General features: G+C 42.1%; 16 protein-coding genes. 13 read left to right on the forward strand and 3 right to left on the reverse strand.

Translation table 11 applies throughout. The features are described from left to right. The first annotated feature begins 800 nt into the window (after positions 1-800). From D7V92_RS20435 to D7V92_RS20490, 13 genes are all read left to right on the forward strand, one after another. Positions 801-1,337 (forward strand): DUF4255 domain-containing protein, encoded by a 537-nt coding sequence (locus D7V92_RS20435; protein ID WP_036613622.1) that lies wholly within the window; start codon positions 801-803, stop codon positions 1,335-1,337. A 91-nt stretch (positions 1,338-1,428) separates the two neighbouring features. Then, the gene (locus D7V92_RS20440) at positions 1,429-2,178 is read left to right on the forward strand and encodes a hypothetical protein (protein WP_036613620.1); all 750 of its coding nucleotides are present in this window, start codon (positions 1,429-1,431) and stop codon (positions 2,176-2,178) included. 19 nt (positions 2,179-2,197) lie between these two features. After that, positions 2,198-3,706, forward strand: a complete 1,509-nt coding sequence (locus D7V92_RS20445) for a phage tail sheath C-terminal domain-containing protein (protein WP_005867035.1) — start codon at positions 2,198-2,200, stop codon at positions 3,704-3,706. A gap of 37 nt (positions 3,707-3,743) precedes the next feature. Next, positions 3,744-4,196: a phage tail protein gene (locus tag D7V92_RS20450; protein ID WP_005861441.1), complete on the forward strand. Its 453-nt coding sequence runs from the start codon at positions 3,744-3,746 to the stop codon at positions 4,194-4,196. After that, positions 4,196-4,699, forward strand: a complete 504-nt coding sequence (locus D7V92_RS20455) for a phage tail protein (protein WP_005861439.1) — start codon at positions 4,196-4,198, stop codon at positions 4,697-4,699. Before D7V92_RS20450 ends, D7V92_RS20455 begins: the two co-directional genes overlap by 1 nt. Continuing rightward, on the forward strand, positions 4,690-4,857 hold the full coding sequence (locus tag D7V92_RS22330; RefSeq protein ID WP_005867033.1) for a hypothetical protein: 168 nt from the start codon (positions 4,690-4,692) through the stop codon (positions 4,855-4,857). Before D7V92_RS20455 ends, D7V92_RS22330 begins: the two co-directional genes overlap by 10 nt. Positions 4,858-4,860: 3 nt before the next feature. Beyond that, positions 4,861-5,517 (forward strand): hypothetical protein, encoded by a 657-nt coding sequence (locus tag D7V92_RS20460; RefSeq protein WP_005867031.1) that lies wholly within the window; start codon positions 4,861-4,863, stop codon positions 5,515-5,517. Positions 5,518-5,522: 5 nt separating this feature from the next. Beyond that, positions 5,523-7,280 (forward strand): type VI secretion system tip protein VgrG, encoded by a 1,758-nt coding sequence (gene vgrG, locus D7V92_RS20465; protein WP_057328116.1) that lies wholly within the window; start codon positions 5,523-5,525, stop codon positions 7,278-7,280. Between the two features lie 12 nt (positions 7,281-7,292). Further along, entirely contained in the window at positions 7,293-7,697 is a 405-nt protein-coding gene (locus D7V92_RS20470; protein WP_005867028.1) for a GPW/gp25 family protein, read from the forward strand. Continuing rightward, positions 7,694-11,065 (forward strand): hypothetical protein, encoded by a 3,372-nt coding sequence (locus tag D7V92_RS20475; RefSeq protein WP_121773666.1) that lies wholly within the window; start codon positions 7,694-7,696, stop codon positions 11,063-11,065. The genes D7V92_RS20470 and D7V92_RS20475 overlap by 4 nt, the downstream gene beginning before the upstream one ends. 12 nt (positions 11,066-11,077) lie before the next feature. Then, positions 11,078-11,818 (forward strand): hypothetical protein, encoded by a 741-nt coding sequence (locus tag D7V92_RS20480; RefSeq protein WP_005861427.1) that lies wholly within the window; start codon positions 11,078-11,080, stop codon positions 11,816-11,818. A gap of 2 nt (positions 11,819-11,820) precedes the next feature. Continuing rightward, positions 11,821-13,539, forward strand: a complete 1,719-nt coding sequence (locus D7V92_RS20485; protein ID WP_121773667.1) for a hypothetical protein — start codon at positions 11,821-11,823, stop codon at positions 13,537-13,539. 10 nt (positions 13,540-13,549) lie between these two features. Then, positions 13,550-15,673 (forward strand): hypothetical protein, encoded by a 2,124-nt coding sequence (locus D7V92_RS20490; RefSeq protein WP_121773668.1) that lies wholly within the window; start codon positions 13,550-13,552, stop codon positions 15,671-15,673. Between the two features lies 1 nt (position 15,674). On the opposite strand, the gene D7V92_RS20495 is transcribed toward D7V92_RS20490, so the two are convergent. The 3 genes from D7V92_RS20495 to D7V92_RS20505 are packed head-to-tail and all read right to left on the reverse strand — an operon-like array spanning position 15,675 to position 20,716. Continuing rightward, on the reverse strand, positions 15,675-16,982 hold the full coding sequence (locus D7V92_RS20495) for an ATP-binding protein (RefSeq protein WP_121773669.1): 1,308 nt from the start codon (positions 16,980-16,982) through the stop codon (positions 15,675-15,677). Continuing rightward, positions 16,979-17,566 (reverse strand): DUF4157 domain-containing protein, encoded by a 588-nt coding sequence (locus D7V92_RS20500; RefSeq protein ID WP_121773670.1) that lies wholly within the window; start codon positions 17,564-17,566, stop codon positions 16,979-16,981. Before D7V92_RS20500 ends, D7V92_RS20495 begins: the two co-directional genes overlap by 4 nt. 21 nt (positions 17,567-17,587) lie before the next feature. Next, a complete protein-coding gene (locus D7V92_RS20505) occupies positions 17,588-20,716 on the reverse strand; it encodes a contractile injection system tape measure protein (RefSeq protein WP_121773671.1) in 3,129 nt (1,042 codons plus the stop codon). Positions 20,717-21,154: the final 438 nt, after the last annotated feature.

The raw sequence follows: 21,154 nt of genomic DNA on the forward strand, positions 1-21,154 counted from the left end.
TTGTTGAATTATGTAAATCTCTCAAAGAACTCTCTCGCTATCGTTTCTCGATTGCGGCTGCAAAGGTAAGGACTTTTATTTTAAACTTCCAAATTATTTCGGAACTTTTTTTCTAAAAGTTTGTTTCATTATTTTGTACCGGCGTTCTCTCTCGAATGCGGGTGCAAAAGTAGCGCTATAAAACATAACCTCCAAACTTTTTCATAACTTTTTTGTGATATTTTTTTCATGTCTTAACAAGTTATATAATGTACGTGTAATAAGGCACAAGACATCGTATCCCTTATTCCATAATCCACTCATGTTACCTCCTATTTAAAGTAGCAAACGGTATTAAATAAAAAACTACTAACTAAAAACATTAGAATTAAATCAAAACAGTTTCTAATTCAAAAACATTTTTTACAAGAACCAAAAATTAAATGCGCCCTTTTTAGTTTACTGTATATCACATAATTATAAAGACGCACGTGTTTTCAAAAAAACATGTACGTCTTTTACCAGAAACACGTACGAGAATTTGGAAAAACATGTACGTGTTTTTTGACAAATGCATCAAAAACGGAAGTATTAAGAGAGAAAAATACAATAAGTATGGACTTTATTAATAATTAAAATGTTGGATGCCGATTCCGGTCTTAATATAATCGACGATAGTCACAATCATAGATTCCCCTCCTGCGGCATACAACTCCTCATAGTTCTTGGACGTACTAAGGAACTTTTGGAAATAAAAAACAAGAATAGTATAGAACACATAAATTTATTCCATATCTTTAGCAGAAACAAAATTAGAAACCATGATACACTTATTAATAAACACACTTGCCGAGAAAATGAATGATTTCCTTTCAAGCTATTATGAGCGGGCCGAAATTATAGTAGAAGCAGGAAGCATTGAAGCAACCCCTGCCGAAGATCAATCGGATAAAATCATACTTTCTATCGTAAACATCGAACGGGAAACAGCCATGGGAATCTCTAGTCCTTACAGAAAGGCACAAGGCAATACATTCCAACGCACATCCCCACCATGGCATTTGAATATATATATTATGGTAGCCGCTATTTTCACCCCCAAAAGATATCTGGAATCCATACAAATACTGTCTGACACCATCTCATTTTTACAGCAAAACCCCAGTCTAAATATACCGGGGCAAGACATAGTAACACTTGAGCCTATTACTACCAGTATGCAAGAACTCAGTAATATATGGAGTATTTTAGGTGGACACTATTATCCCTCAGTACTGTGTAAAGCACGAATGATCTCATTCGACGGAAAAGAAATAAAGGATATAAAACAAAGAATATCGAGTCAAGAAATAAATTAGGAAAAATGTTATCAAACATATGACAATGAATGCTTGATGTGTATTTTTTGTCTACTTTTGAAAATATTATTAATTATAAAATGAACCCATAATGAAAATAGAACCTTTAATCAATGTTGCATTTACTCATGAATATAATGACAAAAGCAATTCTTCAAGACTTTTCAACATAGAATCCAAAATAAAATCAAGGGCCGTATTAGGTGGGTCTCTATTTCCCTTCATTCCTACAGAAGCAAACCGATACTCAATAGTTGGAGATAAAGAAATGCTTCTTGATCATCTATCAACAACTCCGGAAGGCCTTAATTTTGAGTTTCGAGTACATTTGGCTGATCCTAATTTCTTATATTATACACGATCCCTTTTGCCTGATGAACAGAATGATCCGGATATACAAATAATTGATAACCGGATCAATATGATGAACGTAATCATTCATGTCACCAAGGAATTATTCAAAGCGGGGTGTCCTATAGAGAAAAATATACATTATCAAACAAAAGAAGCTTATTGGGACTTTATTTTGATCCCCCGTAACCCTGATTATATACCCACTGAGATTTTTATGGAGGATAATGGACCGGAAAATATTAGCTTCAAGAATCCCGAGCAAATCCGTTTCATGAATAAGGACATTTTTCGTATCAGCACAGAATATCCGATAAAGATTAAGGAAGAGTCTTATTACCAAAGAAGATCAGATATCACGATTTACGAGAAAAGAGAATATGCTAAAAGAATGCTATTAAGGCATGTTCCTGTTCCCTCTTTGGGACGTTTTCTTATAAAGGAATTACAATCTACCGAGAATTCTATTATACAAATTCTTTATATCTAAATCCTTAAAAAAATAACGTATGGCACAAATGAAAACCCCTGGCGTTTATATCATAGAGAAAAACGCTTTTCCTAATTCAGTCGTAGAAGTCGCTACCGCCATCCCTGCCTTTATCGGGCATACCCAATTCGCACGGGACGGTAACAAGGATTTGACCGGTATCCCTTTCCGTATATCTTCTATGGCTGAGTTCCATTCGTTCTTCGGTTTCGCTCCCACCTTGCGATTCGGAATTCGTCCGGAAGATTCCGAGAGTGAGGACACCACCAATGACATAAACGTATTATTCCCCGACGGAAGTTGCCAGCTTACTTTGCCAAAAACGTTCTATGCTTTATATTATAATATGTTGTTGTTCTACGCTAACGGTGGAGGACCGTGCTATATCGTCTCCGTAGGAGATTATGAGCATGACTTTAAAAGCATAGACTTTACAAATGCGCTCTTAGCCTTAAAAAAAGAACAGGAGCCCACGTTGGTCGTCGTTCCGGAAGCCGTATATATGGAGGAAGGCGATTGTTACAAAGTTCAAACTGCCGCTTTGATGCACTGTGGTAACGATATGAAAAATCGCTTTGCCATATTAGATGTTTTCAACGGATACAAAGATGAAAACGGTGCGGTTATCAAAAGTTTCCGGGAAAATATAGGTAGCAATTTCCTTGCGTACTGTGCCTCCTATTATCCATGGATAAATACATCTATCGTCACCGAGAAAGATATCACTTTTTATAATATAGAAAAGGATAGTTTAGAGAAATTGGAGGAACTGATCTTGAACGAATTCTCAAAGAAGTCCGGTGTAACGAATGAGGCTGTCAATGAACTTATGGACAAGTTCAAGCTTTTGCTTACCATGAAAGAGGACGAGGCGGAACGTTTCCATACCTTATTATACCAAGTCAGTTCCGTATACCGCTCCATTTTGAGAGAGATTCGCTTGAGGATCAATTTACTTCCGCCTTCAGCTTCAATGGCCGGTCTTTATACTATGGTAGATAACACCCGGGGAGTATGGAAAGCCCCTGCGAATATTTCCATCAATAACGTAGTCACACCCGCACTCTCGATCACAAATGCCGAGCAAGAAGATCTGAACGTACCGATGAACGGAAAAGCCGTAAACGCAATCCGTAGCTTCCCCGGTGAAGGAATCAAGGTTTGGGGTGCCCGCACGATGGATGGTAACTCGTTAGACTGGCGTTATATTAACGTAAGGCGTACGATGATCTTCCTAGAGGAATCAATCAAGAACGCCGCCCGTGCCTATGTATTCGAACCGAATGTAGCAAATACATGGGTAAATATGCGTAGTATGATAGACGGATTCTTACGGGGCGTATGGAAACGAGGTGGATTAGCAGGAACTTCCCCCGAAGACGCATATAGCATTCATATCGGATTGGGAGACACGATGACTCCCGAGGATATTCTGGAAGGTATCCTCAGGATATCCGTATTCGTGGCTATTACCAGACCTGCGGAATTTATCGAGATCACATTCCAACAACAAATGCAAAAAAGCTGATAATTTAAGAATTAAAACCTATTAAAGAAATACGAATATGGCAGGAGAAGCACAAGATAATGTATGGCCGTTACCCAGTTTTTATTTTAAGGTAGAATTAGGTAGCCTCGGGGAAATCGCTTTTAAAGAGGTATCTGGTCTGGATATGGAAGCCCAAGTAATTGAGTACCGACATGGTAATAGCCCGGTTTTCTCAAATATCAAGATGCCGGGACTGAAGAAGACGAGCAATGTCAGTCTAAAGAAAGGGGTTTTCAAAGCGGATAACAAATTATTCGATTGGTTTAACAAGATAAAAATGAACACAATACAGCGAGAAGATGTAACAATCAGCTTACTGGATGAAGCAGGAAGCCCTACGATGGTTTGGAAATTATCGAACGCATGGCCGACTAAGGTTACCGGTGTCAGCTTAAAATCCGATGGAAACGAGGCTGCCATCGAAACCTTAGATTTAGCGCATGAAGGATTGACCATAGAAAACGCTTAATGCTAAGGTTTGATCATATTGTCCCTCCTCCGGTAGCGTTTTATTTCAACGTGACTTTCGAAGGATTGATCGAGACCTCTTTCCAAGAGGTCTCGGGACTACAACTTGAAATGGAGACGGAAACGATTAAAGAAGGGGGAGAAAACAGTTTCAGCTATCAGGTGCCTACCCGACGAAAGCACGGTAACCTTGTGTTGAAACGTTCTTTAATGCCTTTGCCTCATGTGCTAGAGACATATGTGGTTAAAGTATTGGAAAATAATGGAAGTGCCCAGATCGTTCCCGTCAATTTAACTATATCATTGCTGGATGCCGGGCATTTTCCCCTAAATAATTGGTCTGTGCTCAATGCTTACCCTGTAAAATGGGACATTAGCGCATTGAATTCCCAAAAGAATGAGTTGGTGATTGAAACATTGGAGATGGCTTATACTAATTTGATCCGTATGTCGATAAGAGATACAGAAGATACGAAAAAAGAACAATTTAAGCAATGGCTATAACTATAAAAGAAATCCAAGTGTCCGCAAAAGTGACACAACAGAAAAAGGAACCCGACCTCCCTCTCTCCCGTGATTTGATACAACAAATCAAAGAGGAGATAATTCGTGAGGCCAAGAAAGATTTGTCTAACCTTTTTTCTTGTAGAAAGGAGCGGTAAAACATGAACCAAAAGTTGATCATCGAGGCATATAAATCAATTGAATACAAAGGTGGCGAGAAATTGGGTAATATCACCGTCCAAATCAATCCGGATAGCTATAAGTTAAGCAAATCTACCTCCTATAAGAAAGACGAAAGCATAAAAGAGGATAAGCAACTACCGGAGTATAAACACACCAACCCCTCCACTCTCTCTTTTGATATACACTTCGATGGTACCGGTATTATCCCGACGGGGAAAAAAACCGTGACAGAAAGGATCAAGGATTTGGAGAATATCATTTTTCTACCTAGCGCAGAGATCGATCCACCCAGCCCTTGCTTCCTTAAAGTAATTTGGGGGAGTCTCATTTTCAAGGGGAGATTAACCAGCCTAAATTGGGATTACACCTTATTCTCGCCCAATGGTAATCCTTTACGAGCTAAAGGCTCCTTGTCACTAACAGAGGCGATTAGTAGTAGAGAGACACAAGCAAAAAAGAAAAATCAAAAAGCTGAGGGTAAATTCGTTACTTTTAAACAAGGAGACAGTCTAATCGGGTTATGCGCAAAAGAATATAAAAATTCTGGTTACGCTCCAATGATTGCCTCCATTAATAACCTAATCAGCTTTAGAGATATAAAACCCGGAACTCAATTATGGTTCCCTAAAATATAATGAATATGGATAATTCATTTATAATCAAACTATTCCTAAATGGTAAAGATGTAACGGAGCAATACTCCGTAATCAATGCAAAAATATACAGAGCATGTAATAAGATCGATAAAGCAACGATCTCCATCAGCGCTGATATTATCGACAACAGCCAATTTGAAATACCAGACAACAAAATATTCAATCCGGGTACGGAGCTTAAGTTTCAAGCGGGTCCAACAGATAAGGTCAGCACCTTATTTGAGGGATGCGTTACAACCCATCAGTTAAAAATCAATAGCGAACAACAAACTCTATTTGTTTTAGAATGTAGGGGGTTCGCATATCCTGCAACCTTTGGACGTAAAAATAATGTATATGAAAATAGTAAAGATGATGCCGTTATCAAGAAGATTCTGGGACAATACGGGCTTTCTGCCAAAGTAGATAGCACCGGTATAGAAATTCCACAACTGGTACAATATTATTGTACAGATTGGGATTTTGTACTCACACGAGCACAAAATAACGGATTAGTCGTTATCACTGACGGTAAACAAGTCAAGGTATGTAAACCGAATGTATCCGCCTCCCCGGTCTTAACCATCACCTATGGAGATAATTTAATCGCTTTCGATGGTTCTATATCCGCTTCCGAGCAATACACAGATACAAAAGCCTGCGCTTGGGACGTGAGCCGTCAACAAATTATCAAAGCCACCGCCAGCAAACCTCCTCTCAATGCCCAAGGCGATATCGCCGCAAAGGATCTATCCGGTCTGGCAAATGAAGTGATGCTTTATCAAACCAACGCTCCCATCGGCGACGCTTCTTTACATGCTTGGGCCGATGCGCAAGCTTTATGGAGCGGTCTGGCACGTTTTCAAGGCTCCATCACAATTTACGGGAATGCGTCTATTATTCCGGGCTGTATTATCAAATTAGAAGGATTAAGCAAACATTATAGTGGAAACGCATTTGTTCAATCAGTAGAACATACACTACAAGGAGGCGAATGGAAGACACAAGTCTATATGGGTTTCAATCCGGTAGTCATTACCGAAGAGCCCGATGTAGTCGCTCCCGCAGCTAGTGGTTTTTTGCCCGGTATACGAGGATTACAAATAGGGATCGTTAAAAAGATCGGAGATAATAAAGATTTCGAGAATTTTATATTAGTCGATATACCCTTGTTACAATGTGAGAAGACGGAGATATGGGCTCGGCCGGTCAGTCCGTACGCAAGCAATGGGGTCGGCATGTTATTTCTACCGGAAGTCGATGATGAGGTAGTCCTGCAATTCATCAATGAGGACCCCTGCCACCCTGTGATTATCGGAAGTTTGTACAGTCGCAAACGAAAAACGCCGGTTTCTTTAGATCCAAAAAATAATTTAAAGACAATTGTTACAAAAAACCAGTTGAAAATTACTTTGGACGATGATAAAAAGATTATCACAATAGGGACTCCCGGAGAGAACACGCTCATATTGGATGATGACAAAAAGCAAATTCTGTTATCCGATGCTAATAAGAACAAGGTCTGTATGGATAAAAACGGAATTATGGTAGAATCCGGCAAAGATCTCATATTTAAGGCAAGAGGGAATGTCAAGACAGAAGGAATGGGTATCGAATCCAAGTCTAAGCAAGATACCAAAATAAATGGCTTGAATATCGAGGTTTCCGCACAAATGGGAGTTAAAGTAAAAGGGTCTGCCACCGCCGAAATATCCGCATCCGGCCAAACCGTTGTAAAAGGAGGCGTTGTAATGATTAATTAAATCGAATGATTTATGCAGAACAAAAATAGTTTTTTAGGTAAAGGATGGGCATTCCCCCCAGAATTCAGCCATAATGATAATCCCACCCGCATGTCTAATTATGAAGAAGACATCCGGCAAAGCTTGATCATCCTTCTCTCCACTCGCACAGGGGAACGAATACATCGTCCGGATTACGGTACGGAACTATATCGTTATCAGTTTGAACAATTAGATCTTACCATGGAGACCATGATTAAAAGCGCTATTGAGAAAGCTGTTCTCTTATACGAGCCTAGAGTCTCGCTTGATCGCATAGAAATTAATAAGGCTTCGATTCAAGATGGCATTCTGATTATCGAACTTTATTATACGATACGTATGAATAATGTCCAACAAGAATTGACCTATCCTATCTATTTTGATTCTAACCGATGAATAAACAATGGAATAAAGATGGATTGACAAGAAAAAAATTGGAGAATGATTTCCGGATACATGAGCCTTTTCAAGTACTCGAGAAAAATCTCTCCAATTTATTGGCTCGTGCCTTTTCGAAATCATCCTTTTTATATCATTACCAATCCTTAGCCATACTCAATGAGATCAAGCAAACAGATACAATCGGGATCGAACAGAGTTTCATTTTGTGGCAAAATGAGAACTCACCGGAAAGTAACAGAGAAATCACCTATCTAAGAAACTCTCTATACCATAAGTTCTCTGATTGGTATCAAAGATTGAATCATCGGATCTTTAGAGATTCCATGTCCGATTTATTTCTGGATATGGAGAAATATAACCAGAGACTTCAGCTAATAACCCTATCCAATCCTAAAACGGTTCGTAGAAGTCTCTACCTATTATTACGTATCCTCCGTAATTTACAAAACAAACGGGAGATTTACATCCAAGAAATCGCTAAAAGCGGAGAGACCGATCCCTCATTAGCTGTTTTAATCGCTTTCTTGAAAAACTATCAATATCTGGTAGATCAGTTCAATAAACGCTGGGAAGCTTATCCGTTATTTTATGTCAACCAAATATTGAAGGAATCTCCCCAAAAAGCGATTATTCCTTCCGCTTGGTTTATCGCCGTGAAGAATAATACCGCACGGCAAGCCCAGTTATCCAAAGGTACAGGTATTATAACACAGGTTCCATTTCCTGCGCAAGATATCCAATTTTGTTATCGTACGGACGAAGATTATTCGGTCAATGACATGAAAATAACGAGTATACATTCGTTACTATTGGAAAAAGATCCGAAAAAATATCCAGCGAGCCGATTAGGCTTCGTTACGTCCATCTGGCAAAAACAGTTGAATGACAGGATCGGAAACGTTCCTTCTAAGAAGCCCAATCTGGACTCAGAGCTAATCTTTGAGAACCAATCCTCTATACAAGCCGGACTGATGATCGAATCTCCCATGTTATTACTTCGGGAAGGACATCGGGATATACATATCACATTCGGATTAGAAGAAGACTCCATATCATATTTCAAAGAATTAATCGCTACCACGGAACAATCTTCCCACGAAACCGGGCGTGTATTAAACGACGCTTTCCTATTGGAGTTAAGCACAGAGAAAGGTTGGGCCCCGATATACGCCTACACCTTGACATTCATCAACGAAAACTCCTTTTATCTGAAATTCGTCCTTAATGAGAAATTCGACCCTACAACACCTTGCTCTGAAGCTCATGGTTGCCAAACACGGAACCCAGTGCTCCGTATATTGATGAACACGGATGCTTGGTTATTCCCCTACTCTTGGGTACACCGTATTTTTATTACTAGCTTAAAGATAAAGGTACATGTATCCGGCATGTCATCCTTGAAAATCTATAATCCTCTGGGAGAAGTAGACGCAAGCGTACATTTCCCTTTATTCGGGTTAGAAGCTCAAAAAGGCTCATGGTTCGCATTCGGTAATTATGAGATAGCGATCAAGCCTATCCAATCCATGGGTATTACTTTGCAATGGGCGGATCTACCTTATTCGGAAGGAGGTTTCTATGATTTGTATCAAGCATATAAGACACCTATCGATAATACCACCTTCAAAGTTGAATGGGAAAAACTAACAGACCAGAAATGGGTAAAATTACCGGGAAGTACATCTTGTCTCTTCAATACGAAAAACAAGCATACTTCCCCTAGGGGAAAGCTCTCGGAGTACAGCGAGATCGTTTACGACAAACCATTCAAAAACATTACGGTCTCCACGGAAGAAGAGCAATATCAATATACGAAAACCCAGCAAGGCTTCTTCAGGATTAGACTCACAGATCCGAACGGCGGATTCGGGCAGACGGAGTACCGGATGCTCTTTGCGGATATCATGATAAGAAACAGCCATACCCGTAAACAGGCCCCGGTGCCCAAACCTCCTTACAACCCTATGATTGAAAGTATAGGTATCGGTTATAGCGCCGAGGAAGAATACTTTTTCAATGGCGATACCCCAAGAGATAGATGCCGTATCTATCATATCCATCCATTGAGGCAAAAGGAATTACATGAAATCGATCTACGTCATCCGTTCCCAATGGTGGAAGTTCCCACAGAAGATGGGATTATTCTATTCGGTATTGGTAACTCGATCGGTAACGACCAGATCCGTTTATTCTTCGAGATGGCTGCCTTGAAACGGGAAATCGGAAAAGAATATCTTCCTTGCGTACAATGGTCTTTCTTCAACGGCAAGCAATGGGAGTTTATCAAACCGGGTAATTTACTTTCCGATACAACCGGGAATCTGTTGAATACAGGTTTGGTAGACATCCTACTTCCCTCACCTATTAGCGAGGAAATGCTAGACATAAATGGAGATTTCTGGCTTTCGGCAAAAGTATCTTGCCACACGCAAAATTGTTCATCCATACGAAATGTCTATCTAAACCCAGTGAAAGCCCGGTTAGAAATCCCCGAAGAAATGGAAGCCCTGATCAGTGAGGAACTCGAAAGCTTCACGGGACTCGTTTCTTTCGAGAAAAGTATGCCGGGACTTACGGATATTTACCAGATCATACCCGCTAAAGGAGGACGTTCGCCGGAAACGCCAGAGGATATGCGGCTCCGGATCACCCAAGAGATGTCCCATCGGAACCGGGCTGTATTGCCTAGGGATTACGAGCAAATAACATTGGCTCAGTTCCCCGAAGTCGAAAAAGTACTTTGCTTGCCCGGAATAGACAGTAAAGCTCAAAACAGGAGCCCGATCGTAACATTGGTCGTGATGCAAAAGGAGAAAGATAAAAAGATCTTGCCTTTATGCGAACATAGGCTACTCATGCGAATCGAAGATTATATAGGTGACAAGACAAGTCCGTTCATTACCGTTGACGCTATCACTCCGGTCTACGAGGAAGTAACCGTTTGCTGTAACCTCCGGATAAAGCCCGGATATCCCGTAGGAGATATACTCCGCCAGACAGAGGCACGCATTAATAATTGTATCGCGCCTTGGCGAGATAAGGAAGAGATCCCGGTATTTGGGCTTTCGTTCTCATCGACAGATCTTTATAACTCCATACGAGAGTGTGAAGCCATCGTGGACATTGATATATTAAGCGTAGCGCATGTCGTATATACGGCAAAAGACCAACAAAAGAGCTATTATCTAAACCGCTACCCGGAAGAGGCAAGGCAAAATTTCAACGTTAGCCCTTCCCAACCTTGGTGCATATTAGTTCCTTCTGATAGGCATTTGCTATATATTGACCAAAAAGACGAACTACTGGAACAACTCGGACTCGGATATTTAGGAGTTGGAAGTAATTTTATTATTAACAAATAAAACAAACCGGATATGCCTCGTACAAACAGAAATACACTAAAAGAATACTTTAAGCGCGGAAGTATGCCCAACCAAAAGCATTTCTACGAATTAATCGATTCCATGGTCAATATTTCCGACGACGGGATCGATAAAAATCCGGATGATGGCTTACGGTTAGCTCCTTCCAAGGAAAACAGTCCCGTCATCAGCTTATTCACGAACATACAAGACAATATTCCAGAGTGGAAAATATACCTAGGTAACAATAGCCAACTCCATATCATACGTCAAGGGCAAGATGAACCGATACTATCGCTTCATCCAAACGGTCGCATCGAGATGAACCAACCCGGTATGGATATACGTATCAACGGCAGTCTTTCCGCAACCCGCTTCGACGGTGCGATACGGGGTAAATTTCCCGCAGATGGCGAATGGCATACCCTGCAAATACCAACGGAAGGATGTCGTGCCTACCGCATCATGGCTGGATGCGGTAAGTTAAAAAGCGGACAATACGCATTAGTGGAAGCCACGGCTATCCATTGTTACGGAAAACATCGAAAAATCCGTACGAATCAATCCTGGTTCGGTTCCTTTTTTAACAAGATCAAATTCCGTTGGTACGGCCCCGGACAAAAATGCAAGTTGCAAATACGTAGCGGACGGGATTATGGAGACAACATCTTTGTTTGTTTCCAGATAACCGATTTATGGAAAGATTACCGGATGGACGCCTCCGACCGGAGAAACACCTTTAATCAAGAATAGCCATGGATGATCTGCCCAACCTGCAAGAGCTAAAAAAGGAGGAATCCATATTCGATAGCCTCCAAAAGAATGCCTTGGAAACAATCCGGGAGCTTTCAGGGCAACTGTGGACAGACCATGCCCCGCACGACCCGGGAATCACGACTCTGGACATCTTAAATTACGCCTTAAGCGAATTGGATTACCAAATGAGTTTCCCATTAGAACAATATCTCACCGGATCGGATAATCGTTTCAATCCGGAGGATTACGGCTTGTTCAGTCCTGAACGGGTTTCCGGGATGGCCCCTGTGACACCCAAAGATTACCGAGACCATTTTTTAGATCAATTAGATAACACTGACTTCTTAGTTAACTTATCGGACATACAAATCCATCCCTATAGATCCAATGATCAGATCTGTCACGGATGGTTCGACATATTTATAGAACTCTCGTCCTTTATCTCAGAAGATCAACACAAACAGGAAGAAAAGAAAATCAAGGAAAAGATTAAGAAACTATATCACGCAAACCGGAATTTAGGTGAACACCTACACGCAATCCATTTCGTAAGAAGGAAACCTTTATTACTCATTGGAAATATCGATATAGACGGTAGTATCTCTCCGGAAAAAACCTTGATCGCCATTTATACGGAGGCGATTCAATTATTCGCACCGGGAAGTCATTATACAGGTAGCGCACTTCCCATATACAAGCTTTTCAAAGGGATCAAGCAGATACAAGGGGTTCTATCGATACACTCTTTGGAATTTCAAGGTTTTGAAGAGGGTGAATACGCCTATACATTGGCATTATCTTCCCCTGAGCAAATCAAGATACGACTTTACCAAAACCAACAAGCGGTAGAGATTAATGCCACAAAAGTATTGAATCGTTTGCATTCGCGGAATAATATCAACCATGCAATACGAGAACAGAAAAAACAAGCCAAATCGATCCTCATGGACAGTCGCCATATTCATCTGAATGATTATAGCGTCACAAATGATTTCCCAATTTGCTACAAGGACTCGTTTACCGATTCATTCAAGGCATATCTTTCTATATTCGACCATCTCTTTTCGGAGGGACATGAAGAAATGAATCATCTAAAAGATTGGATGGCCTTAAATATGGAAACACCCGGTTCCGCTTCTATGGAACAAAACAAAGATCTGCTATTGGATACGTTGGATAAAATCTACGGCGAAAATAGCAACCAGCCTTTTCTCCGCTACTCCAATAAAGAGATAAACCGTCAACGAAGAGTCCGGTTCCTGCGACAACTACCGGAACTTATCCGGGACCGGTATCTGGGCTGTAATCTATTCGACGCAGACTCCCTTTCTGGATTGGAAAGATATCTCTATTCCATACTCGGATGGGAAGATGCGGAAGAGCAAATTTTCATTCTGGAAAACATACTCCTGCATTCACCGGAGGCGACTGATCATTCAGTCCCCTCCCGGGAATTTGCCTTAACGGCAATCCTCTCGCAAACAGAACGTACGCAGCAACGGCCGGATTTTCAGCTTCGTCTTGAAGAATTCTTGAGAGAGAAGATTCCGGCACATCTACGATTCACGGTTCATTGGCTTCCTCCGAAAGAGCTAGCCCTATTTGTCAAGGACTATAAGGCATGGAGAAAAGCTTGGGCCGATAATGACAACAAAGAGATTGGCCGTACCGGAGAAATCTTAAAGAATAATCTGATACGAATAAATATCGAACTTTAAATTTACCCTTATGTCAACCAGATATCGAACTACCTACCACAGCATTTTATTGGGCTTATTGCTTCATGTAATCATGGCACAAGCCGTTAACGCCCAAAGAAGTCTCTCGGAGCGATTGGATTATTTCCGGAGTTTAGGAGAGCGGAACGAGTTAGAACTGGAAGAGATTCGTACCCCGATCGTCTCTTACCAGACTCTTATGGACTCGATCACCCAACGTATCTTAACGGAACAATGCGGTTATATCGTTTATCCCGCTGAATTGGGGAATGCTTTCACTTTCGTAACAAACCCGGACGCAAACCAAGCGATCTCACGTTTGGGTTATTTACAGTCCCCAAGTTCCTTATTACCCGATCATGTAGAGCAATGCGCATATACACCTTGGCTGTTCGGAAACGAGTTATTAACCGCATCCAAGAATAAAGCCAATGCGGATCCTCTCTGCCGCTTCTTTGATGAAAAGCTTGGCCCAGTCAAAGTAACGCAAGCTTTGTGGTATTATTTCAATAAAAGAGAACCGGAAAAGATCTTGCCTCCCCCTACCGTCGAGAATATGTATTTCTTCAAAGGTAAAACCGGAGATCTGGATAATATGCAATCGTTGCTCAACTCCGATAAACAAGGCTATATCATTTGTCCCGTATGGACAGAAGATGTTACAGGTGTTCTGGACAACCCGGACGAGAATCCTTCTATCAGAGGAAGCGGAACGATTGAGTTTTTCATCAAGGAAGCCCCTCTTTCCATCGCTCTCAACATTACGCCCTGGGAAGAAGACGCCATCGGATACAGGGAAACCGGCTTCATCCCATTCGTCTACGACACCACTTACACGCAGGCCGTAAAGAACTGGTTGCTATCCGTGCGTGAACTGCGCCCCTCCACGGTTCGTACGTTCTTCTGTTATTTCGATAAACGTAGCAAAGAAGAGATCGCCGCACAAAAGAAAAAGGGAAATTGCAGTATTCCCGTATTCAAGGTAGATGGCGCATCATCGGAAACCGAACGCCTATCCGAACGTCTAAGCCAATACAACCAACGAGCTTTTCCGATCGTACCGTATTGGCTGCAATCCGTATATGAGCAATTACCGGCAAACCTTATCCGGAAATTCAGCCGAATGGAATATCTAGGGTATGTAGTGGATACAGAAAGCAGGCAACCTAGCCAAGTAAGCGACTGGCAACAACAGGAGTGCTTGATAGATATGCCCGTTTATTCGGATACACCCGTCGATTTACTAGTCCTATTCCGAAACTCAAAAGCGACGAATGATTTCTTAAGATCGAAAGAATCCCAGATGGCTCTTTTAAATAACTTATTCACAAAGGGTACCGGTACGATCAACCGAAACCCGTCTCTCCGGAAACTCAACGGATTGACTCTTTACTTCCCTGATTTCGATTTTAAACTGGAGAACCGGAGAGAACTTGTACAATTCGTGAAGTCCACTAGTTTCGTAATCGATTCCTTTTGCGTGGATGGTAATAAAATATATAAAAACTACGATCTAAATGTCATATTCCCTATCAAGGAGAAAAAACATATCGGTTATCTATCCATTCTATTGAAATACCAATTGGTAGACCGCCTTTGTTTCGTCGATTACGATGAAATGGGCGTTCCCGTAACTACTTGCGAAAATCGAGAGAATAAGCAAGAACCAGTACTCAAGATGGTCATGTATGAGGAAGAATGCGAGGTATCCTTACTAGATAATCTTTTCAACTCTTTATTCTATTTGCTAAATCCTTTTCCGCAAGGCGAGCAACTCACCAGTTGCTCCGATGATCTGGCGCAACTGGCAAATACGGAATTTTCCAACCCGATGCTTATTTATTTCGTATTGGGTGATATATTCCTATTTCTCATACTATTAATCCTAATCACCCTGTATATGACATCCAGTAAGTTCTACATGTTGGCACAACATTATAAGCGATATGTCTTGCCTCTATTACTGGTATTCATATCCGAGATCGTATTGGTATTATACCTAATCACCAATATCGTATCCTCACGGGAAACTTTCGACATATGGACTCAAATGATACTGTTGGCGCTCCCACTCTTCTTTTTTCTCTTAATCATCGTACCGATCGGGCACCGGGAAAGAGAGCCGTTGCCTTAAATCACCACCGGCCCTCTTTATTCAATTCCCGGCGGATCGCCATAGATAAGATATCGGAATCTAGCCGGGGAGTGTCTTGCTTTAGCAACCGAAGGGCACAACGCCTGATCACATTCGAGATGGAGCCACCCGATAACTCATAAGTAGCTGCCATACGGATCATCTTGTCCGCATCCGCAGGTAGCCAAGAAGAGGGAAGCATTCTACGCCATAATTCCTCACGTAAGTCTTGATCCGGCATCGGGAAATAGATAATAGACTGGAAACGACGGGAGAAAGCTTCATCAATATTACTCTTTAAGTTTGTGGCTAAAACAACGGTTCCCGAGAAATCCTCGATCCGTTGCAGCAAATAAGCGATCTCTTGATTCGAATGGCGATCATTAGAAGTGTTCGTTGAGGTTCGTTTACCGAATAAGGCATCCGCCTCATCGAAAAAGAGAATCCAATTTCGGTTTTCCGCTTGGTCGAATACATTCGCAAGGTTCTTTTCAGTCTCGCCGATATATTTGGAGACAATCATGGAAAGATCGATACGATATACATCCATCCCGTTCTTCTTGCCGATCAAGGTCGCGCAAAGCGTCTTACCCGTTCCCGGCGGGCCATAAAACAAAGTGCGGTAACCGGCCTTCAAAAAACGACTCAATCCCCAGTCCGAAAGGATGACCCGATGCCCCGTAATCCAATTATTTATCTCCTCCAACTCCTCACGCACATAATAAGGCAATACGGCATCTTCCCAATTCAAAGCCGTACTAATCCGTTTGGCCGGAAAACCCATATTATAGTCCGGCTTATATTCTCCCTCAAAAGATAAACGGTACAAGAAATCCTCCGATATACGCAGTTGTCCGCTCAAGAACGGTTCACCATTCCCGGCTCCTTCCAAGCCAACGACGTGATACATATGGAACCAATGCTCCTCACGAAATAGACGAACCACTTCCAGACGGCGTTCCACACGATCGCCCGCCAACAGGAAAACGGCCGTCTCGCCCGTTGGCAAGAATCCTCCGTGCGATAGTCCTTTCCAACCGCCAAATTCCGTATAAGGACGGTCAAAATTCTTATTATGCACAAAAAAAATATCCAACATCTGCGGAGAAAGATGAGGCATTAAGGCCAACATCAACACCATCCACTCGTCGAAAGTAGGATCGACCTGTTCCGGCAACAACGCCTTCCAAAGCGGTCCTGCCTTCGGGAGTGGGATATCATAGACGGAAGATAAATCGCACTCCTGCCGGAAATACAAACGAATGGAGACATCCAATACCCGCTGGAACCAATCGATCCACTCGTTCATAAGACAGAAGCAGCTTTAGCACCCATCACATCCGCCTCGTGTTCCAAGGATAAATCATCGTTAACGGCCATTCCACCTACCTCGGTAGTAGGCTGCACACGTCCCTCGGCTTGCTGGATGACGTGTGTCAACTCATGTCCCAATAGCTGCTGCCCGGCAGACGTATCCGGTTTGAATTGCCCCGGGGCGAAATGGATATCCGTACCTTGCGTATATGCCAAAGCCCCAACCTCCGGCGCTTTCGATGAATCCGGGTGTACACGTACCGAGGAGAAATCCGTCCCGAAGGAAGACTCCATGCCTTGGATTACATGATCCGGAATCCCTGTCTGGTTCTTCGTTTGCCGTTGGGCCACAAATTTTCCTTGAAGAAGCTCATCCTCATCTTCCACATCCCGCTGAACGGCGAACTTACCTTGCAGTAAATCATCCTCATCCATTGCGTCACATTGCATAGTTTCCACCATTTTAGCCTGCAAGGCAGATTGTACCCGGTTATCTTCTATCAATTGTGTTGATTCACCTTTACGGTTTTGAAAGACCCGCGAAGGTCCTTCTTGAATCTGTATCCGATCCGCATTCATAATGTTATCTTTTAATGTTATTTACCGCCACTTTACTCTAAGTGTTTTTTCCATCCATGGAGTTTTAATGAACCTGAAGTTCCAAGCAATCGAATCTAATAAGACGTCAAAAGCTCTCTCCTCGACCGTTAGCGTCCAATTATTCTTCTCCATCTTTAACACTCCCTTTCTCCGGATAAAAGTACTTTGAAGACCTTCCCAGCTCGTATTCCTCATCTTATCCCAATTCATAAGTACCGCTTTCTTCAATTGCTCTATCATCTCTAATTCATTCTCAGTTAAATCACACGAGCGAGGAAGCGGTTCCGGACTATCATAGCCCGTCAAGACTTTGTTTAAGAATAATTCTGGCTCCGGGATTTCCTTCTCATCCGTTACAAAACGTTGAGACGCAAAAATGGCCTTCACTTGGCATTCTCTCGATTTAAAGCCACGTCTGTCATCACTCAAGTAGCCTAACCTATGAAAAAGTATTGGCAGATAGACGGCTATGATCGTCAAGCCCGCATTGTTAATAGACACGCCATGATCTTCTAACTGGCCATTCAAAACATCCATATCCATATTATTTTTAAGTTGATATATAAAAACTGACAATTCAGATAAATTAGTTGTATGTCGACATATAAAAGTCTCTATCTTATGCAATTCCTCCTCTGACACAGACTCCCTCAAATGCTGCCAAAAGAGGAACAACAATCCATCTTTGGAGTAATTCCGGTAAACGTTGCCGGAAAGAGCCTGTAACCACCCCAACCAAACGTTCTCTTCCAACCCGAAGTTATTGAGACGAAACAAGCGGATTACCTCCTCGACAAGTAAACGCAAAGCGGGAGTCGCCCCTGTATATAATTCCTCCAATAATTCCATCTTTTGAGAATTGAACGGATAGATAGCGGGAGAAATCGTACGGATGGGAAGCTCGGGCACTTTCCCCTGTTTCGTACCCAGTAAAGCTTCCATAGTACGTGCGAACGCATCCATATCCTCCAACATACACTCATGCAATAATAAGCGCAACCGAGCGGCATCCCCAAAAGTACGGTTCTCTTTTACATTCGTAAGATATTGGATCAAGGATACTTGATTCGGAAAAGCCAGACCGTATTCACGGATGACAAACAGTAATAAGGAAGCGAAGATACGAGCGGCCTCTATCGGCTCTTCCACCCTTATTCCGGATGAAGGAATGTCCTTCAATTGCCGTAATTGGTCCAGTAAGATTTTCGGGTTCGTCTTCTCCAAACCACTCACGTACTCAAATAGATCGCCCAGCGGTTCATCGGAACGGCCCGTGATTATAAATTGTCCCAACCGATACGCTTTCCTCTCCTCATTCAACCAAACAGAGAATAAAAGCTCGGGAGATTCCTTATCCATATCCTCGTACAGCAGGTCTATTATCTCACGTAACTCTTCCGGAACCCACGGATATTCCCCATGTGTTCCCTCATGAAAATAGGAGATCAACTCCCGCACCGTGATATTATAATGAGCAGAGAACTGTCCCAACACCGAACGTACGAATTGTTTCCGGCTAAAAGCGGTTAATGGCCCGCTAAACAGTACCAGAAAAATAAACTCCCATTTCAACAGCCGGAACTCGCCGCCCACCCTTCCTTCCAAACGCCCTTGCTCTTTCCCCTTATCCAGCGTCTGCGCATACCGGATAATGAAATGGCTTTCCACCGGAACGATTTGCCTAACCACCGAATAGATTTGCTCCTCGCGCAAGGAACGGATAAAGCGACGGCACAAACCGGAATTAGACAACCGATCTTTCAAATCTTCCGGGTAATAAACGGATATATCGGCGGGAGAATCATCGAGAGCATTCAAGTACAAAGCAATGATCAATTCCCGAACGGCTGGATAAGCCGTTAGCAGCCCACTTGCCAAGGTATGGTAAAAATATCCCAATAACTCCATTACCGTCAGATTGTAATGCGCCGCCAATTCCTTTAACACGGAGAAGGCAAACTGATGGCGGGAAAATACGCTTCCCCCCCTACCGAAAATAACCTCGAAGATAAACACCCATTTCAGTATCCTGAAATCATTCCCGGCTTTCCCTTCGAGCATACCCAATTCCTTCTCCTTATCCAACGCTCTCGCATAGTCGATGACAAACGGACTCTCCGCAGGGATCACCTGTTCCACGATCTGGTAAATCTGTTCCTCATTATACCCAGATAAGAAAGTCAAGCTCTTCTCCCGCCGCACGAGCAAAGCCTTCAATTCTTCCAGAGAAAAAAGAGAGAGATTTTTAGTGAATTCCTTTTCCGATAATGTCTCTAGCCGGATATCCTTCAAGAGCGACAATAACTCGGGCATGAACAAGCGGGTAGAGGCGAACTTATCTAAATCATACGTCAGCATCCCCAGTAAATCCACAAAAGAAATGGAATAATAGCCGGATAATTCCCGCAGCGTGTACGTCACCATTTGTTTCCGGTTGAAATAGCCTTGATCCTGAGATAATAAATATCCCCATAGGATTATCCAGATAGCGTTTCTGTAATCATTCTTCCCTATCTCCGGACGCTTTATCTCGGGATAAGAGTCTTGCAAGAAACGGGCATAAGCGTTTATAAACGAGCTTTCCGAGGGTACCACCACATGTACCAAACGTTCTTGATAGATATCATCCAATTGAAAGACCAGACGTTTACGAATGGTAAGCGCCTTTCCCTTCTCACGCAGGAAATGACTTAATTCTATCGGGGATATTCGTACTAATTTATCTAGAAGTTCCGGTAAGGTGAGCCTCTCCTCTTCCAGCCAAGGCCAATATCCGTGCGACATATAATAGGTAAATACTTCCAGCCAAGATTGCCTGATGGGAACAACAGCGATTCGGTCGGGATGCTCTTCCTTACTTCGCAAATAAGAAGCGAAAGTCTCGTCCAGTCTCTCTGCCAGTCTACGGGGGAATTGCTCATAGAATTCATCTTCTTCTAGCCCACCTAGATCCAAGTCTAAACTCTCGATCCGGATCAACTCATCTTCCGTATCATAACGGCTTAAAATCTCATCCACGATCCCTTCTAAAGAGGTTCGGTTAAAGGTATCCCAACGACCATATAAATCATGAACGAAAGGTTCCCGATCCGCAACTAAATCTAGTTTTAAGGTGCCTATTGTTATCATATGGTTTGCAGGGTATTTCAGTCTTTATTAGATGCATGCAATATCTATATTATTCTTCGATTAAACAAGTATTATCCAGATTCTTTTCCACAAAAACATATAAAAGTTGATTGTGCCAGAATAAAACTTATGCGTACCTATAGGTAAGCCTGATCGGTACCTATTCTATTCTTAAATTATCGCCACTGATTTTACAATCAGCGGCGGCATTTGTATATTCAGCGGCTGTGAATATAAATTCAGCGCCGCCAAATTAAGAAATAGAGCTTATTCGACAAAGAATATATAGGCTCTTGGAGAAGTATTTCCTAGGGAGAGAAGCGTTTTTCCTCCAACAGAGAGAGATATCAAAGATATTTACGTAATTCTGGAAAACTTTCGTTAGTGACTTATACAAAGGACTTTGGGAGAATTACCCGATTTTGAGGTAATGACTTG

This window comes from Parabacteroides sp. CH2-D42-20 (genome assembly GCF_003670185.1).
Lineage (GTDB): Bacteria > Bacteroidota > Bacteroidia > Bacteroidales > Tannerellaceae > Parabacteroides > Parabacteroides distasonis.

Bases quoted from the DNA above. Each gene is read 5' to 3' on its own strand.
- D7V92_RS20435 (WP_036613622.1), top strand. From the start codon at position 801: ATGATACACTTATTAATAAACACACTTGCCGAGAAAATGAATGATTTC.
- D7V92_RS20440 (WP_036613620.1), top strand. From the start codon at position 1,429: ATGAAAATAGAACCTTTAATCAATGTTGCATTTACTCATGAATATAAT.
- D7V92_RS20445 (WP_005867035.1), top strand. From the start codon at position 2,198: ATGGCACAAATGAAAACCCCTGGCGTTTATATCATAGAGAAAAACGCT.
- D7V92_RS20450 (WP_005861441.1), top strand. From the start codon at position 3,744: ATGGCAGGAGAAGCACAAGATAATGTATGGCCGTTACCCAGTTTTTAT.
- D7V92_RS20455 (WP_005861439.1), top strand. From the start codon at position 4,196: ATGCTAAGGTTTGATCATATTGTCCCTCCTCCGGTAGCGTTTTATTTC.
- D7V92_RS22330 (WP_005867033.1), top strand. From the start codon at position 4,690: ATGGCTATAACTATAAAAGAAATCCAAGTGTCCGCAAAAGTGACACAA.
- D7V92_RS20460 (WP_005867031.1), top strand. From the start codon at position 4,861: ATGAACCAAAAGTTGATCATCGAGGCATATAAATCAATTGAATACAAA.
- vgrG (WP_057328116.1), top strand. From the start codon at position 5,523: ATGGATAATTCATTTATAATCAAACTATTCCTAAATGGTAAAGATGTA.
- D7V92_RS20470 (WP_005867028.1), top strand. From the start codon at position 7,293: ATGCAGAACAAAAATAGTTTTTTAGGTAAAGGATGGGCATTCCCCCCA.
- D7V92_RS20475 (WP_121773666.1), top strand. From the start codon at position 7,694: ATGAATAAACAATGGAATAAAGATGGATTGACAAGAAAAAAATTGGAG.
- D7V92_RS20480 (WP_005861427.1), top strand. From the start codon at position 11,078: ATGCCTCGTACAAACAGAAATACACTAAAAGAATACTTTAAGCGCGGA.
- D7V92_RS20485 (WP_121773667.1), top strand. From the start codon at position 11,821: ATGGATGATCTGCCCAACCTGCAAGAGCTAAAAAAGGAGGAATCCATA.
- D7V92_RS20490 (WP_121773668.1), top strand. From the start codon at position 13,550: ATGTCAACCAGATATCGAACTACCTACCACAGCATTTTATTGGGCTTA.
- D7V92_RS20495 (WP_121773669.1), bottom strand. From the start codon at position 16,982: ATGAACGAGTGGATCGATTGGTTCCAGCGGGTATTGGATGTCTCCATT.
- D7V92_RS20500 (WP_121773670.1), bottom strand. From the start codon at position 17,566: ATGAATGCGGATCGGATACAGATTCAAGAAGGACCTTCGCGGGTCTTT.
- D7V92_RS20505 (WP_121773671.1), bottom strand. From the start codon at position 20,716: ATGATAACAATAGGCACCTTAAAACTAGATTTAGTTGCGGATCGGGAA.